11 protein-coding genes are annotated in these 13,799 nt (G+C 56.7%); 8 read left to right on the forward strand and 3 right to left on the reverse strand.

Annotated elements, in window-relative coordinates:
* Window positions 1-15 precede the first annotated feature (15 nt).
* Both MC50_RS25885 and MC50_RS25890 read left to right on the forward strand, forming a co-directional pair.
* A complete protein-coding gene (locus tag MC50_RS25885) occupies window positions 16-1,032 on the forward strand; it encodes an ABC transporter permease (protein ID WP_047665283.1) in 1,017 nt (338 codons plus the stop codon).
* Between the two features lie 12 nt (window positions 1,033-1,044).
* The gene (locus tag MC50_RS25890; protein WP_047665285.1) at window positions 1,045-2,088 is read left to right on the forward strand and encodes a zinc-dependent alcohol dehydrogenase; all 1,044 of its coding nucleotides are present in this window, start codon (window positions 1,045-1,047) and stop codon (window positions 2,086-2,088) included.
* 77 nt (window positions 2,089-2,165) lie between these two features.
* Here the strand turns inward: MC50_RS25890 and MC50_RS25895 are convergent, their stop codons facing one another.
* Window positions 2,166-3,194, reverse strand: coding sequence for an aldo/keto reductase (locus MC50_RS25895; protein ID WP_047665288.1), 1,029 nt, complete (start codon window positions 3,192-3,194; stop codon window positions 2,166-2,168).
* A gap of 182 nt (window positions 3,195-3,376) precedes the next feature.
* Here MC50_RS25895 and MC50_RS25900 point away from each other — a divergent pair, with 182 nt between their 5' ends.
* Window positions 3,377-4,885 (forward strand): acyl CoA:acetate/3-ketoacid CoA transferase, encoded by a 1,509-nt coding sequence (locus MC50_RS25900; protein ID WP_032695356.1) that lies wholly within the window; start codon window positions 3,377-3,379, stop codon window positions 4,883-4,885.
* Window positions 4,886-4,906: 21 nt separating this feature from the next.
* Here the strand turns inward: MC50_RS25900 and MC50_RS25905 are convergent, their stop codons facing one another.
* Window positions 4,907-5,551: a TetR/AcrR family transcriptional regulator gene (locus tag MC50_RS25905; protein WP_032686825.1), complete on the reverse strand. Its 645-nt coding sequence runs from the start codon at window positions 5,549-5,551 to the stop codon at window positions 4,907-4,909.
* Window positions 5,552-5,883: 332 nt separating this feature from the next.
* Here MC50_RS25905 and MC50_RS25910 point away from each other — a divergent pair, with 332 nt between their 5' ends.
* The 5 genes from MC50_RS25910 to MC50_RS25930 all read left to right on the forward strand — a co-directional run bounded on the left by MC50_RS25910 (window position 5,884) and on the right by MC50_RS25930 (window position 12,486).
* Window positions 5,884-7,401, forward strand: a complete 1,518-nt coding sequence (locus MC50_RS25910; RefSeq protein ID WP_047665289.1) for an aldehyde dehydrogenase family protein — start codon at window positions 5,884-5,886, stop codon at window positions 7,399-7,401.
* 20 nt (window positions 7,402-7,421) lie between these two features.
* Window positions 7,422-9,008, forward strand: a complete 1,587-nt coding sequence (locus MC50_RS25915) for a GMC family oxidoreductase (protein ID WP_080748461.1) — start codon at window positions 7,422-7,424, stop codon at window positions 9,006-9,008.
* Window positions 9,009-9,119: 111 nt separating this feature from the next.
* A complete protein-coding gene (locus MC50_RS25920) occupies window positions 9,120-9,869 on the forward strand; it encodes an electron transfer flavoprotein subunit beta/FixA family protein (protein WP_047665291.1) in 750 nt (249 codons plus the stop codon).
* A 1-nt stretch (window position 9,870) separates the two neighbouring features.
* A complete protein-coding gene (locus MC50_RS25925; protein WP_047665293.1) occupies window positions 9,871-10,800 on the forward strand; it encodes an electron transfer flavoprotein subunit alpha/FixB family protein in 930 nt (309 codons plus the stop codon).
* 24 nt (window positions 10,801-10,824) lie between these two features.
* A complete protein-coding gene (locus MC50_RS25930) occupies window positions 10,825-12,486 on the forward strand; it encodes an electron transfer flavoprotein-ubiquinone oxidoreductase (protein ID WP_172958350.1) in 1,662 nt (553 codons plus the stop codon).
* Between the two features lie 126 nt (window positions 12,487-12,612).
* On the opposite strand, the gene MC50_RS25935 is transcribed toward MC50_RS25930, so the two are convergent.
* On the reverse strand, window positions 12,613-13,746 hold the full coding sequence (locus tag MC50_RS25935; protein WP_032686821.1) for an acyl-CoA dehydrogenase family protein: 1,134 nt from the start codon (window positions 13,744-13,746) through the stop codon (window positions 12,613-12,615).
* Window positions 13,747-13,799: the final 53 nt, after the last annotated feature.

Genomic DNA, 13,799 nt, shown 5'->3' on the forward strand with positions numbered 1-13,799 from the left:
TTAAGGCAAATCTCCATGAAAATCACCCGTTCTGATTTATTAGCAGTGCCGACAAAAAATAACACCGGTAGCCCGACCCGGCCGCCATTAACCGGGCGTGAAAAAATTACGCGTTATTTACCCATTCTGACTCTGGTGGTATTAGTCGCCCTGGTCAGCCTCTATAACCCGGATTTTCTTAAACCCGACAATATATTCCAGCTGCTGCAGGATGCGTCGACGCTGTTTATTATGGCGATTGGCATGACCTTTGTGATTTATATCGGCGGCATAGATTTATCCGCCCAGTCGATTGCCAGTATGTCGACGGTGGTGCTGGTCATTCTGTTGTCGCAAATTGGCGCGCTGGCGATTCCGCTCACCCTGCTCGTCGGCGCGCTGTTCGGCGCGATCTCCGGCTGGGTGCATACCCGCTTCAAAATATCGTCATTCATTACCACGCTCGCCGTCGGGGGCATTGCCTATGCCACCGGGCAGGTGATATCCGGACAACGCGCGTTCTATATCCCGGGCGATATTCGCAGCCAGACGGTTGGCTGGATGACCAGCACCGTCTTTACGCTGCCGATGGAAATCATTATCGCGGCGGTACTGCTGCTGTTGGCCCTGCTGATGGAAAGACGCACCGCGCTGGGACGCCACATGAAGGCGATTGGTGCCGGTGAATCCGCAGCGATCGCCAGCGGCGTGAAGGTCATCAAGGTGAAGATTATCACCTTCGCCATTGCCGGGGCGTTCTCCGCCGCCGCCGGGGTGCTACTGGCAACCCGTCTTTCCGGCGCATCGCCGACCATGGCCGACCAGTTCCTGCTACCGGCCATCGTTGCGGTGCTGCTGGGCGGCACCCCGCTGACCGGGGGCGTGGGCGGCGTATTGAGCACGCTTATCGGCACCCTCATCGTGGCCGTTATTCGTACCAGTATGACTTACCTGAACGTCGAAGCGCAGGCGCAGCAGATCTTCTTCGGCGTGCTGATGATTGTGGCGATCGCGATGACCATCGATCGCGCCAAAATTTCCACCGTTAAATAACCGGAGCGGGCTATGATCCCCAAATTAATGAAGGCCGCGGTGCTGACGGCGCCCAAAACGTTCGAAATTCGCCAGGTTCCGGTCCCCGCCTACGGCGACGACGAGGTACTGATTCGCGTCACCCGCTGTTCAATCTGCGGAACCGATATCCATATCTATAATGGCCATTACTCCCAGGATAAGCTGCCGTTAATTCCCGGCCACGAGTTCAGCGGAGAAATTGTTGCCGTTGGTCGCCAGGTCTCGACGCTGACGCCGGGCCAGCGGGTAGTCGCCGACATCAATATCGGCTGCGGCCACTGCTATTATTGTCGGCGGAACGAACTGCTGAACTGCCCGAAGATCCGCCAGCTCGGCATTCACACCCACGGCGCGTTTGCGCAGTACGTGGCGATTCCGGCCCGCCTGGTGATTCCGCTCGGCGATGAGATTGCGGATAGCGTTGCCTGTCTGACCGAACCGTTCTCCTGCGTGGTGCGCGCCAGTAAAAAAATAGGCCTCAGCGTGGCAGAGTCGGTGGTAGTGATTGGCGCGGGCCCGGTGGGCAATATGCATATTCAGATGGCGCGTTTGCTCGGCGCCGCGCCGATTATTGCCGTAGAGCTGAATCCGCAGCGGGCCGAACTCGCCAGACAGTGCGGAGCGGACAGTGTCATCACCGACCCCGAAGTCGCGCTGGAGCAGATCAAGGCGCTCACGGAGGGACGTGGCGCCGACGTGGTGATCGAAAGCGTCGGTCATCCGGAATTGTATAAACAGGCCCTGACGTTTATGCGCCCCGGTGGACGGCTGCTGGCCTTCGGTTTAACCGATGCGCAAACCGAGATAGCCATTAAACCGCTGGAGATCATTTTAAAAGAACAGAGGATTCAGGGCAGCGTGGCCGGAATGGGAGAAGATATGCACCAGGCGCTGCATCTGCTGAGCCATCAACGTTTTATTACCGCCCCTTTCCGCGAATCCGTCCACCCGCTGGAGGATATTCAGCAGGTTTTCTCCACCCTGCTCGCTCATCCGCAGCACCTGAAAATCCAGCTGCATATTGCCCACGAGTAAGATTTTAGCCACGCGGATAAGACGGCAGAATAAAAAAAGGTGCTCCTGAGGAGCACCTTTTTACCTTCCCGCATCGCTCAGATGAGGCGATCGGCCGGCGTTGGCGCCGCTTCATCCAGCAGCCCCTGTTGTTGCAGCGTACGCCAGAAATCATCCGGGATCGGCGCGGCAATCCACTCCAGGCAGTTTTCCAGCTGCGCTACCGTGCGGGTGCCAGGAATAATCGTCGGCACCGCCGGGTGAGCCAGAACAAACTGTAGCGCGGCCGCTGGCAGACTGACGTGATAATCGCGGCAGACGTTTTCAATTTTGCTGACCTTTTGCAAAATCGCCTGGCTGGCCGGGCCATAGTTATATTTCGCGTTCTCAACCGCCCCGGTCGCCAGTATCCCGCTGTTGAATCCCCCGCCGATCACCACCGCCGCATTGCGCTCTTCGCACAGCGGCAGAAACGCTTGTAATGCCTCCTGTTCCAGCAACGTATAGCGCCCGGCCAGCAGGAAACAGTCAAAGTCGGCTTCCTGCAGCGCCGCATGGCACACCTGCCATTCATTGACGCCCATCCCTACCGCTTTAATCACGCCTTCATCGCGCAGCTGCGCCAGCGCGCGCCATGCGCCGTCCATCGCCTGGCGAAAGTGGTGCGGCTGCTGATCCCCGTGGGTATAAAAATCGCAGTCGTGAATAAACGCGATATCGATATGCTCCAGCGCCATGCGCTGCAGACTGTCCTCGATGGATCGCATAGTTGCCGAATAGGAGTAATCAAAGACCGCCTCAAACGGCAGCGGATTGACCCACACCCCGGAATCAATTTCACTGCGTTTTTTCGGCTTCAGCAGACGACCGACCTTAGTGGACAACACATACTCATCGCGGGGATACCAGCGCAAACCGTGGCCAACCCTCGCTTCGCTCAGGCCATGGCCATACAGCGGCGCGGTATCAAAATAGCGCAGACCGTTGTCCCACGCCTGGCGAATCATGTTCTCCGATTCTTGTTCACTGATGGGGCGGAAAATATTGCCAATTGGCGCGGCGCCGTAACCCATTGCCGTGACCTGAATAGCGGTACGGCCAAACGCATTTTGCTGTGATGGATCCATGTCTGTACTCCTGCAGGCTGATGGTTTAATTAACTAACAAGATAGTTATATCAAAACGAATGTTGTGAAAATGTTACCTGGATAACAAAGCGGCATTAATGACGTTGATCCGGCTTTTACTTTCTGCAATTGTAACTAACTAGTTAGTTTATTTTATACTGAGTTCAACGAGGATAACGAGCATGCATGGCAAACTAAAAAGCGTCGAAGAAGCTGTTGCTTTGATCAAAGACAACTCCACCGTTGCCTTCACCGGCTCCGGCGGCGGCCTGCTGGAGTCTGACTACGTCATGGCGGCCATCGCGACGCGCTACCGCGAAACCGGACACCCGCGCAATCTCACCCTGATTCATGCTTTAGGGATCGGAAACGGCAAAGGATCCGGACTTGGCCGCCTCGCTATACCGGGGCTGGTGAAACGGATCATCGGCGGCCACTGGTCATGGTCTTCCGAGCTACAAAAAATGGCCCGCGACAATCAGATAGAAGCCTACTGTTTACCCACCGGCATCATCATGACGCTGTATCGCGAAAGCGGCGCCGGGCGCCCGGGGGTCATTTCCAGCGTCGGGCTAGGCACTTTTGTCGACCCGTTGATAAGCGGTGGCAAATGCAATGACATCACCTGCGAGGATATCGTTTCGCGTATTGAACTCGACGGTAAAACCTGGCTGCATTACAAACCGTTTAAAGTCGATGTTGCGGTGATTCACGGATCGCAGGCGGACGTCGTGGCGAATATCTCCACCAGCGAAGAGCCCGCGGACCTGGATACTTATGCCGTCGCCTTAGCGGCACACAACAACGGCGGGATGGTTATCGCCCAGGTGAAATCCACCGCGGATGAACACTTTGTCCCGGCCCGTAAGGTCACCGTTCCCGGTGTGATGATCGACCATATCGTTAAGTGCCCGACGCAGTGGCAGAGCTATCTTGCCGAATACGACCCGGCCATCTCCGGACAGGTCGCCCCGCCGGATGAACACCCGCTCGACGCGCCAGCAGAGGGCATTCGCCGCCTGATCTCGGGCCTGGCGGTACGGGAGCTGAAACCGAATATGCGGGTCAATTATGGATTCGGCATCCCCGGCGGGATCTCCGCCATGGCCGACAAATCGCTGGTCGACTCCTGCTGGCAAATGGTGGAACAAGGCATTCACAACGGCCAGCTTCTCGACGGCGCGCTGTTCGGCGCGGCTAAATATCCGCAGGCCATTGTCAGTTCGCTCGATCAGTTCGATCTGTTTAGCGGCGGCGGGCTGGATATCACCTTCCTCGGCATGGGCGAGATGGATGCTGAAGGTAACGTCAACGTTTCGCAACTCGGCGACACTATCGTTGGACCGGGCGGCTTTATTGATATTACCTGCGGCGCCAAAAAGGTCGTTTTCTGCGGCACCTTCGAAGCAAAAGGCCTACAGGTGTGCCAGCAGGGCGAGCGTTTACAGATTGAGTCTCATGGGCAAATTCCCAAGCTGGTGCAAAAGGTTCGCCATATCACTTTCAGCGGGCCGGAAGCCATAAAACGCGGGCAGGAGGTGCTGTACGTCACGGAGCGCGCCATTTTCAGGCTAACGGAAGAAGGGGTGGAACTGGCGGCGATTGTCAGCGGGGTTAACCTCGAGCAGGATATTTTGCAGCGTATGCAATTCTGCCCGAAAGTCGATCGCCCCGCGCTGGTTTCTCTCTGAATACATCACGCAATGCGGATATCAGGGCTGCAGTATCCGCATTATCGTTTCGACGTTAAAATCAAGGCGCTGCTGAAGGGAATCAGCATCCATGAAATTGCGATCGAACAGAATGGCGCCGGTATATTTATTATTGAAGTAATAATAGTTGACCGCCGCAATGGTGATCACCAGCTGTTCCGCATCCACGCCCGCCCGGAAAACGCCCTGCTCCACACCGCGCTGCAGAATGCCTTCCATCAGGGTGACCATCGATTTCTGCGCCGACTTGATCGCCACCGATTTTTTCAGATGTACGGCGCGATGCAGGTTTTCGCTGTTCACCAGCGTCAGAAACTCCGGGTTTTTCAGGTAGTAGTTCCAGGTAAACCTGACCAGCGCTTCAACCGCTTCTTTCGGTTCCAGACTTTCGAGATTTAATTTTTTTTCCGCGGCACGAATATCAAGGTAGGAATCTTCGACAACTTTCTGGAAAAGCTGCTCTTTGCTACCAAAATAGTGATAAATCATACGCTTATTTGATTTTGCCTTTTCAGCGACAACGTCAATGCGTGCGCCGCCGAGTCCCTTTTGCGCGAACTCGCGTTTCGCGGCTTTCAGGATCCGATTTTGTGTCGCAACAGGGTCACGGACCTGTACTGTTTTTTCCGTAGCTGATTTAGTCATTACATCGTTTTGGTTGCGGATCTGGCTGATGATTAACCCTTACTCATTGGCGGAAATCAAGAAAAATTTTTCGCTAATCTCCTTTCTGCTAGCCGCTTAACAATTTCATTACAAGGGCTGGCGTTTCCTTATTCAATCCAAAAACAGCATGCTAATATATGTAACCATATAGTTATATATAAACAACATTATACTTATAAAACATAAAGTTAAAATCAAACACAACCAACCCATCTTGTCGGCATCTAAAAATGCATCGGACAGGATGACAACGATCACTCGCTGGCTCTTACCGACCGGTAAGGAAGGCTATGAACGATGGGAAGAGGACGATGAGTAATACATTTCACCCTGTAGACGTTAACCACCCTTTGCTGCCTGAAAAAGCGCGTGAATTTCAGATGTTCATCAATGGCAAATGGACCACGGGCCACAGCAGCGAAAGTTTTGTCCGTAAAAGCCCGGCCCACGATATTGTCGTTAGCACCTATCCGGCGGGGACCGTTGAAGACGTTGATGAGGCGGTAAAGGCAGCCAGAGACGCCTTTGATTGCGGAAAATGGTCGCGCATTAGCGGCGCGGCGCGTGCGGCGGTATTGCTGAAAACCGCCCAGCTCATTCGCGAGAACCTGACGGAACTGGCGCTGCTGGAAACGCTGGAAACCGGTAAGCCTGTCGCCCAGTCGCGCGGCGAGATCCAGGGCGCGGCCGATATCTGGGAATATGCCGCCGGCCTGGCGCGCAGCGTCAATGGCGACAGCTTTAATAATCTCGGCGACAACATGCTGGGCCTGGTGACGCGCGAACCCATCGGCGTCGTCGGCGTCATCACGCCGTGGAACTTCCCTTTCTTTATTGGCGCAGAACGCTACCCCTACATTCTGGCCGCCGGCTGTACGCTGGTGGCGAAAGCCGCCGAGATCACATCCGGTACGACTCTGCTGCTGGCCGGCATTCTTAAAGAGGCCGGGCTGCCCGACGGCGTATTTAACGTGGTCACCGGCAGCGGTTCGGTCGTCGGCCAACGGATCACCGAACATGCTGATATCGATATGGTCTCTTTCACCGGATCCACCGCCGTCGGCCAGATGGCGCTGCACGCGTCGGCAAAAAATATCAAACGCCTTGGTCTGGAGTTGGGTGGTAAGAATCCGCAGGTGGTTTTTGCCGATGCCGATATTGACGCCGCGTTGGACGGTACGCTGTTTGGCTTCCTGTTCAATACCGGGCAGTGCTGCGTCAGCGGCAGTCGTTTACTGGTTGAACGTTCTATCCATAAGGATTTCTGCCAGAAGCTGGTTGAACGCGCGCAGAAAGTACGCAGCGGCGATCCGCTGAATGAAAACACCCAGATTGGCGCGATTATTACTGAGAAGCACTACCAGACCGTGCTCGGCTATATCGAACAGGGAAAAAATGAGGGTGCCACCCTGCTCACCGGCGGCAATGCGGTTCCCGCCGGGAATGGGCTGTTTATCGAACCCACCATTTTCGATGATGTGACCCCAGAAATGACCATTTTCCGCGAAGAGATCTTCGGCCCGGTGCTCTGCGTCACCCCGTTCGACAGCTATGAAGAGGCGATCGGCATTGCCAATGACACCTGCTACGGGCTGGCGGCCAGCATCTGGACGTCGAATCTGGATAAAGCGGTCCAGGGCTTCCGCGATCTGAAAGCGGGCAGACTGTGGGTGAATACCACTATCGCCGGCGGCCCTGAGCTCCCTTCCGGCGGCTTTAAACAGTCCGGTATCGGGCGCGAAAGCGGCAGCTATGGTCTGGATGAATATACCGAGATTAAATCCGTACATATCCAGTTGGGCAAGCGCGCTAAATGGCTCGCTGAGTGATGTTGGGGCGAGGATCAGACATGTACGACTACATTATTATTGGCGGCGGTTCGGCGGGCAGCGTCCTTGCGTCGCGCTTAAGCGAAAACGCCGACTGCAAAGTGCTGCTGGTTGAGGCCGGCCCGAAGGACAGTAACCCCTATATCCATTTACCGGTTGGCTTTAGCAAACTCACCGCCGGGCCGCTGACCTGGGGTTATAAAACGGTACCACAGCCCCAGCTCGGCAATCGTGAGCTGCTGTTTGCCCAGGGGCGAGTGCTGGGAGGCGGGAGTTCGATCAACGCCGAAGTGTTCACCCGCGGCACGCCGGCGGACTATGACCGCTGGGCGGCGGAAAAGGGCTGCGACGGTTGGTCATTTGCCGATATTCAGCGCTATTTTATTAAATCCGAAGATAACGACACCTTTTCCGACGCCTGGCACGGCGTCGGCGGCCCGCTCGGGGTCTCCAGTCCAATCGGCGCCAATCTGATGAGCAAAACCTTCAGTAAAGCCTGCCAGCAGGCGGGACTGCCCTATAATCCCGACTTCAACGGCGCGACCCAGGCCGGCTGCGGTCTGTATCAGACCACCACGCGCAACGCCCGTCGCTGTTCTGCGGCGGTGGGCTATCTGAAAGACGCGCGCCAGCGGAGCAATCTCACGATTAAGACCGGCTGCCATATTTCCCGGCTGCTTATCGATAACCAGCGCGCCGTCGGCGTAGAGATCTATCAGGATGGCAAACCGCAACGACTACATGCCAGCCGTGAAGTCATCGTCAGCGCCGGAGCCATTGGTTCTCCGAAACTGCTGCAGCTTTCGGGCATTGGCGCCGCCGATGAGCTGAGTAAAAAAGGCATTCCGGTGGTCGCCGATCTCCCGGGCGTCGGGGAAAACCTGCAGGACCATCTGGGTATCGACCTGATCTTTGAGCTCAGCAACGCGCTGAGCTATGACAAGTACAAGAAGACGCACTGGATGCTGTGGGCCGGGCTGGAGTATCTGCTGTTCCGCAAAGGGCCGGTGTGTTCAAACATCGTCGAAGGCGGCGCGTTCTGGTATGCCGATAAACAGTCCGTCAATCCCGATACGCAAATTCACTTCCTGGCGGGCGCCGGGGTGGAAGCCGGTATCGAACCGGTGCCTTCCGGCTCCGGCGTGACGATTAACAGCTACTTCCTGCGTCCGCGCAGCCGCGGTCGGGTAACATTACGCTCGGCAAACGCCAGCGAGGCTCCGCTTATCGACCCGAACTATCTCAGCGATCCTTACGATCTAAAAATGAGTGTCGAAGGCTGCAAGCTGATGCGCGATATCATGCAACAAAGCGCCTTCTCGCCCTATATTCGCCGCGAGCATATGCCGGGACAGGAGGCGCAAAGCGATAAAGATCTGGAAAACTACATCCGCCAGTTTGCGCGCACCTGCTATCACCCGGTGGGCACCTGCAAAATGGGCGTCGACGAGATGTCGGTGGTCGATACCCAATTGCGCGTTCGCGGTATTGAAGGGCTGCGCGTGGTGGACTCGTCGGTGATGCCCGATCTGGTCAGCTCCAACACCAATGCCCCCACCATTATGATCGCCGAGAAAGCCAGCGATCTGATTATCGCGTCGCACTGATCACAAATTGTCGCCCATGTTCGTTTTCATGGGCAAAAACCGGTTGAATAAATAACTAAATAGTTATTTACTTAAGACCAGAAAGACATGTCAACATCCCGAGAGGTAACGATGAAAGTTCTCGTCCCCGTAAAACGCGTTGTCGATCATAACGTTAAGATCCGCGTACGAAACGATGGCAGCCAGGTTGATCTGACCAACGCCAAAATGGCGCTCAACCCGTTCTGTGAAATTGCGGTTGAAGAAGCCATTCGCCTGAAAGAGCTCGGCATCGCCAGCGAGATTGTGGTGGTCACCATCGGTGAAGAAGTGGCCCAGGAGCAGCTGCGCAGCGCGCTGGCGATGGGAGCCGACCGCGGATTGCTCATCGCGACCCCTTCGTCCCTCGAACCGCTCAACCTGGCAAAGCTGCTGGCGAAAGTGGTCGAAAGTGAGCAGCCGTCGTTAATCCTGATGGGGAAACAGTCCATCGATGGCGACAATAACCAGACCGGACAAATGCTAGCCGCGCTGTGCGGTTATCCGCAGGGAACGTTTGCCGCCGAGCTGCGTATTGAGCATGGTCAGGCGATGGTCACCCGTGAAATTGACGGCGGCCTGCAGACCGTGTCGCTGACGCTGCCGGCGGTGGTCACCACCGACCTGCGCCTTAACCAGCCGCGCTATACCTCCCTACCCAACATGATGAAAGCCAAAAAGAAACCGCTCAGCATCCTGCCGGTGGAGGAATTTGGTCTTGAGCTACGCCCGCACACGACCTTGTTAAAAGTCGAAACTCCGCCAGTGCGCGAAGCCGGCGTGCGTGTCGGGAGTGTGGATGAACTGTTGAACAAGCTGAAAAACGAAGCGAAGGTGATTTGATATGGCTACTTTACTCCTTGTCGAACATGACAATAACCAGCTCAACGCGGTAACCAGAAACGCGGTCAGCGCCGCCCGGGAGCTGGGTGACGAGGTGACCCTGCTGGTGGCGGGCGAAAACTGCCGCCCGGTGGCGGAACAGGCGGCGCGCATTGCCGGGGTGGCGAAAGTGCTGCTCGCCGACGATAGCGCCTTTAAACATCAGCTGGCCGAAAACGTCGCCGCACTGATGCTCTCGCTCCGCGGGGATTACAGCCATCTGCTCGCCGTCGCCAGCGCAAACGGGAAAAACATCCTGCCGCGCGTGGCGGCCCTCGCCGACGTCGCACAAATCTCCGACGTGATTGCGGTGGTCGGCCCCAGGGTCTTCAAACGTCCCATTTATGCGGGCAGCGCAATCGCCACCGTCGAAAGTCTCGACCCGCAGGTGGTCATGACCCTGCGCGCCTCCAGCTTCCCGGCAGCGCAAGAAAGCGAATCCGCCGCGCCGATTGAGCCGGTAGCCGGCGTCGATCGCCAGCCATTATCCCGCTTTATTCACGAAGAGCTGGCGCAATCCGATCGTCCGCAGCTTGCTACCGCCCGCGTGGTGGTTTCCGGCGGCCGTGCGCTGGGCAGCCGCGAAAACTTTGCCCTGATCGAACAGCTTGCCGACAAACTGCACGGCGCCGTCGGCGCATCGCGCGCGGCGGTCGATGCCGGCATGGTCGCCAACGATCTGCAGGTTGGACAGACCGGTAAAATTGTCGCGCCGGATCTGTATATCGCGGTGGGGATTTCCGGCGCAATTCAGCACCTGGCCGGGATGAGCAATGCCAAAGTCATCGTGGCGATCAACAGTGACGAAGAAGCGCCAATTTTCAAAATCGCCGACTACAGCCTGGTGGGCGATCTGTTTGAGATAGTACCGCAACTGGTGGCGAAACTGTGATGAGCAAGGGGCAGGCAACTGAAGATGGAGGTTATGGTGGAACGTGAAACGATGGAATTTGACGTCCTCATTGTCGGTGGAGGGCCCGCCGGGCTATCGGCAGCCTGCCGGTTGATGCAAATGGCGCAGCAGGAGCAACGTCAGCTGAGCGTTTGCGTGATTGAAAAAGGGGCTGAAGTTGGCGCGCATATTCTTTCCGGAGCCCTGTTCGAACCCCGGGCGCTCAATGAACTCTTTCCCGACTGGCAGTCGCTCGGCGCACCGCTGAACACCCCCGTGACGCAAGATGAACTCTTGCTGCTGCGCGATGGCGAAAAAGCGTGGAAGATCCCGGCGGCTTTAATCCCTGCCCCAATGCATAACGCGGGCAATTACGTCATTAGCCTGGGTGATTTTTGCCGCTGGCTGGCCCGCCAGGCAGAAGCAATGGGGGTAGATATCTTCCCCGGTTTTGCCGCCGCCAGCATCCTGTATGACGATGCTGGCGCCGTCGCCGGTATCACCACCGGCGATATGGGGATCAATGCCCAGGGAGAAGAAAAACCCGGTTTTACCCCAGGTATGAACCTGCTGGCGAAATATACGCTGTTCGCCGAGGGCTGCCGCGGTCATCTGGGCAAACAGCTGATCGCGAATTATCAACTTGATGCCGGCCGGGATCCGCAACACTACGCGCTGGGTATTAAAGAGCTGTGGGAGATCGCGCCGGAAAAAAGTCGTCCCGGGGAGGTCATCCACGCTTCCGGCTGGCCGCTTAGCGAAGGTGCGTCGGGGGGGAGTTTTCTGTACCACACCGGGAATAACCAGGTGGTCGTCGGGTTGATTGTCGATCTCAACTACCGTAACCCTTATTTAAGCCCGTTCGATGAGTTTCAGCGCATGAAACACCACCCGGCATTCCGTGCAACCTTAAGCGGCGGAAAACGTCTCTCCTACGGCGCGCGCGCCATAACCAAAGGGGGTATCAACGCGCTGCCCAAAATGCATTTCCCCGGCGGGCTGCTGATTGGCTGCGATGCGGGAACGCTCAATTTCGCTAAAATTAAGGGCAGCCACACGGCGATGAAAAGCGGGATGCTGGCCGCCGAATCGGTCTATCGGGCGCTGAGACAACCCCCCGATGACAAACGGGACCTTGCGGATTTTGCGCAGGCGTTTCATGAATCATGGCTCGGGGAAGAGCTACGCCAGTCACGTAACTTTGGCCCGCTGCTGCACCGCTTTGGTACGCTGGCAGGCGGGGCGCTTAACTATATCGATCAGAACTGGTTTAAAGGCAAGCTACCGTTCACGCTGCATGACCGCAAAGCGGATCACTTACAGCTGCAGACAGCGGAACAAAGCGCCGTCATTCACTATCCCAAACCGGATAACCAGCTGAGCTTTGATAAGCCCTCCTCCGTCTATCTGGCGAACACGGCGCACGATGAAGATCAGCCCTGCCATCTCAAGTTAAAAGACCCCGAGCTGTCGGTACGAGAAACGCTGCCGCGTTTTGCTGAACCGGCGCAGCGTTATTGCCCGGCGGGCGTTTATGAAATCATCACCCTTGCCGGAAAGCCAAAATTACAGATTAATGCGCAAAACTGCGTGCACTGTAAAACCTGCGACATCAAAGATCCTCTGCAGAATATCGTCTGGACGGTGCCCGAAGGGGGCTGCGGCCCCAACTACCCGAATATGTGATCTGTTTTCCGCCCCGGCAGCGCCGGGGTTTTCTGTGCCTGCGTTCTGCCCCCTTCCCACCATATGCCGGCTACCGGCAAAAAAAAGCACCCCGTCTGGGGTGCCTGTTCTGTCGGGCAATAGGGATTACGCCAGTAAATTGCGGCCGATAATCATGCGCTGAATCTGGTTAGTCCCTTCATAGATTTGAGTTATCTTGGCATCGCGGTACAGGCGTTCCACCTCCACGCCGCGAATATAGCCGCCGCCGCCAAAAATTTGCACCGCATTGCCGCTGTGCTGCACCGCGACATCGCCGGCAAAGCATTTCGCCATCGAGCAGGCAATCGAAGTATCTGGCGCATCGGTGTCAATTTTATAGGCCGCGCTATGCACCAGCAGGCGAGCAGCCTCGGTGTCTTTGGCGATATCCGCCAGCATAAACTGTACGCCCTGGAAATCAGCAATCGGTTTGCCGAACTGTTCGCGCTGTTTCGCATACGCGATCGCCGCTTCCAGCCCGGCGCGGGCAATGCCGACCGCCAGCGCGCCGATGCCCACCCGACCTTTATTCAGCACGCTCATCATAATGTGGAAGCCGCGGTTTTCCGGCCCCAGCAGCGCCTGTGCCGGCAGCCTGACCTGGTTGAAATGCAGTTCGCCCACCTGTGATGAGCGCTGACCCATTTTATGCTCTTTCGGGCCACGGGAGACACCGTCGCGGGAGCAATCGACAATAAAGATGCTCATACCGCGGTGACCGGCATCTTTATCCGTGCGCGCCAGCACAAAGGCCACATCGGCCACCGGCGCATTATGGATCCACAGCTTACTTCCGTTCAGCACCCAGCCATCCGCAGTACGGGTCGCGGTGGTTTTAATCCCTGAAACATCGGAACCGGCCCCGGCTTCGGTGATGCAGTAGGCCCCTTTCAACGATGCATTCAGCAGGCCCGGCAGCCACTGGGCGCGTTGCGCATCATCACCGTATTTTGACAACAGCGTTCCCAGCAACTCGACCAGGCCGCACTGATCGGCAATCGAGGCGTAACCGCGCGACAGTTCTTCCATCACCACGGCATAGGCAACCGCATCCAGTCCGACGCCGCCGTACTCTTCCGGAACGGTGATACCGAACAGCCCCAGTTCCCCCATTTGTTGGTAGATCTCCGCGGCAAAACGCTCTTCTCTGTCCAGCTCTTCCGCCTGAGGCCGAATGACCTCGTCGGCAAACTTACGGGTCATCTCGCGGATCTGTTGATGGGTTTCAGTCAAATACATGGTCATCCTCCTGCCAGCTATTAGTCATGCCGTCTGTTTTTCACGACATCCGA

It is taken from the genome of Klebsiella planticola (genome assembly GCF_000783935.2).
Lineage (GTDB): Bacteria > Pseudomonadota > Gammaproteobacteria > Enterobacterales > Enterobacteriaceae > Klebsiella > Klebsiella planticola.

Coding starts and splice junctions, on each gene's coding strand:
- MC50_RS25915 (WP_080748461.1), top strand. CDS start 7,422: ATGTACGACTACATTATTATTGGCGGCGGTTCGGCGGGCAGCGTCCTT.
- MC50_RS25925 (WP_047665293.1), top strand. CDS start 9,871: ATGGCTACTTTACTCCTTGTCGAACATGACAATAACCAGCTCAACGCG.
- MC50_RS25935 (WP_032686821.1), bottom strand. CDS start 13,746: ATGTATTTGACTGAAACCCATCAACAGATCCGCGAGATGACCCGTAAG.
- MC50_RS25910 (WP_047665289.1), top strand. CDS start 5,884: ATGAGTAATACATTTCACCCTGTAGACGTTAACCACCCTTTGCTGCCT.
- MC50_RS25890 (WP_047665285.1), top strand. CDS start 1,045: ATGATCCCCAAATTAATGAAGGCCGCGGTGCTGACGGCGCCCAAAACG.
- MC50_RS25895 (WP_047665288.1), bottom strand. CDS start 3,194: ATGGATCCATCACAGCAAAATGCGTTTGGCCGTACCGCTATTCAGGTC.
- MC50_RS25930 (WP_172958350.1), top strand. CDS start 10,825: ATGGAGGTTATGGTGGAACGTGAAACGATGGAATTTGACGTCCTCATT.
- MC50_RS25905 (WP_032686825.1), bottom strand. CDS start 5,551: ATGACTAAATCAGCTACGGAAAAAACAGTACAGGTCCGTGACCCTGTT.
- MC50_RS25920 (WP_047665291.1), top strand. CDS start 9,120: ATGAAAGTTCTCGTCCCCGTAAAACGCGTTGTCGATCATAACGTTAAG.
- MC50_RS25885 (WP_047665283.1), top strand. CDS start 16: ATGAAAATCACCCGTTCTGATTTATTAGCAGTGCCGACAAAAAATAAC.
- MC50_RS25900 (WP_032695356.1), top strand. CDS start 3,377: ATGCATGGCAAACTAAAAAGCGTCGAAGAAGCTGTTGCTTTGATCAAA.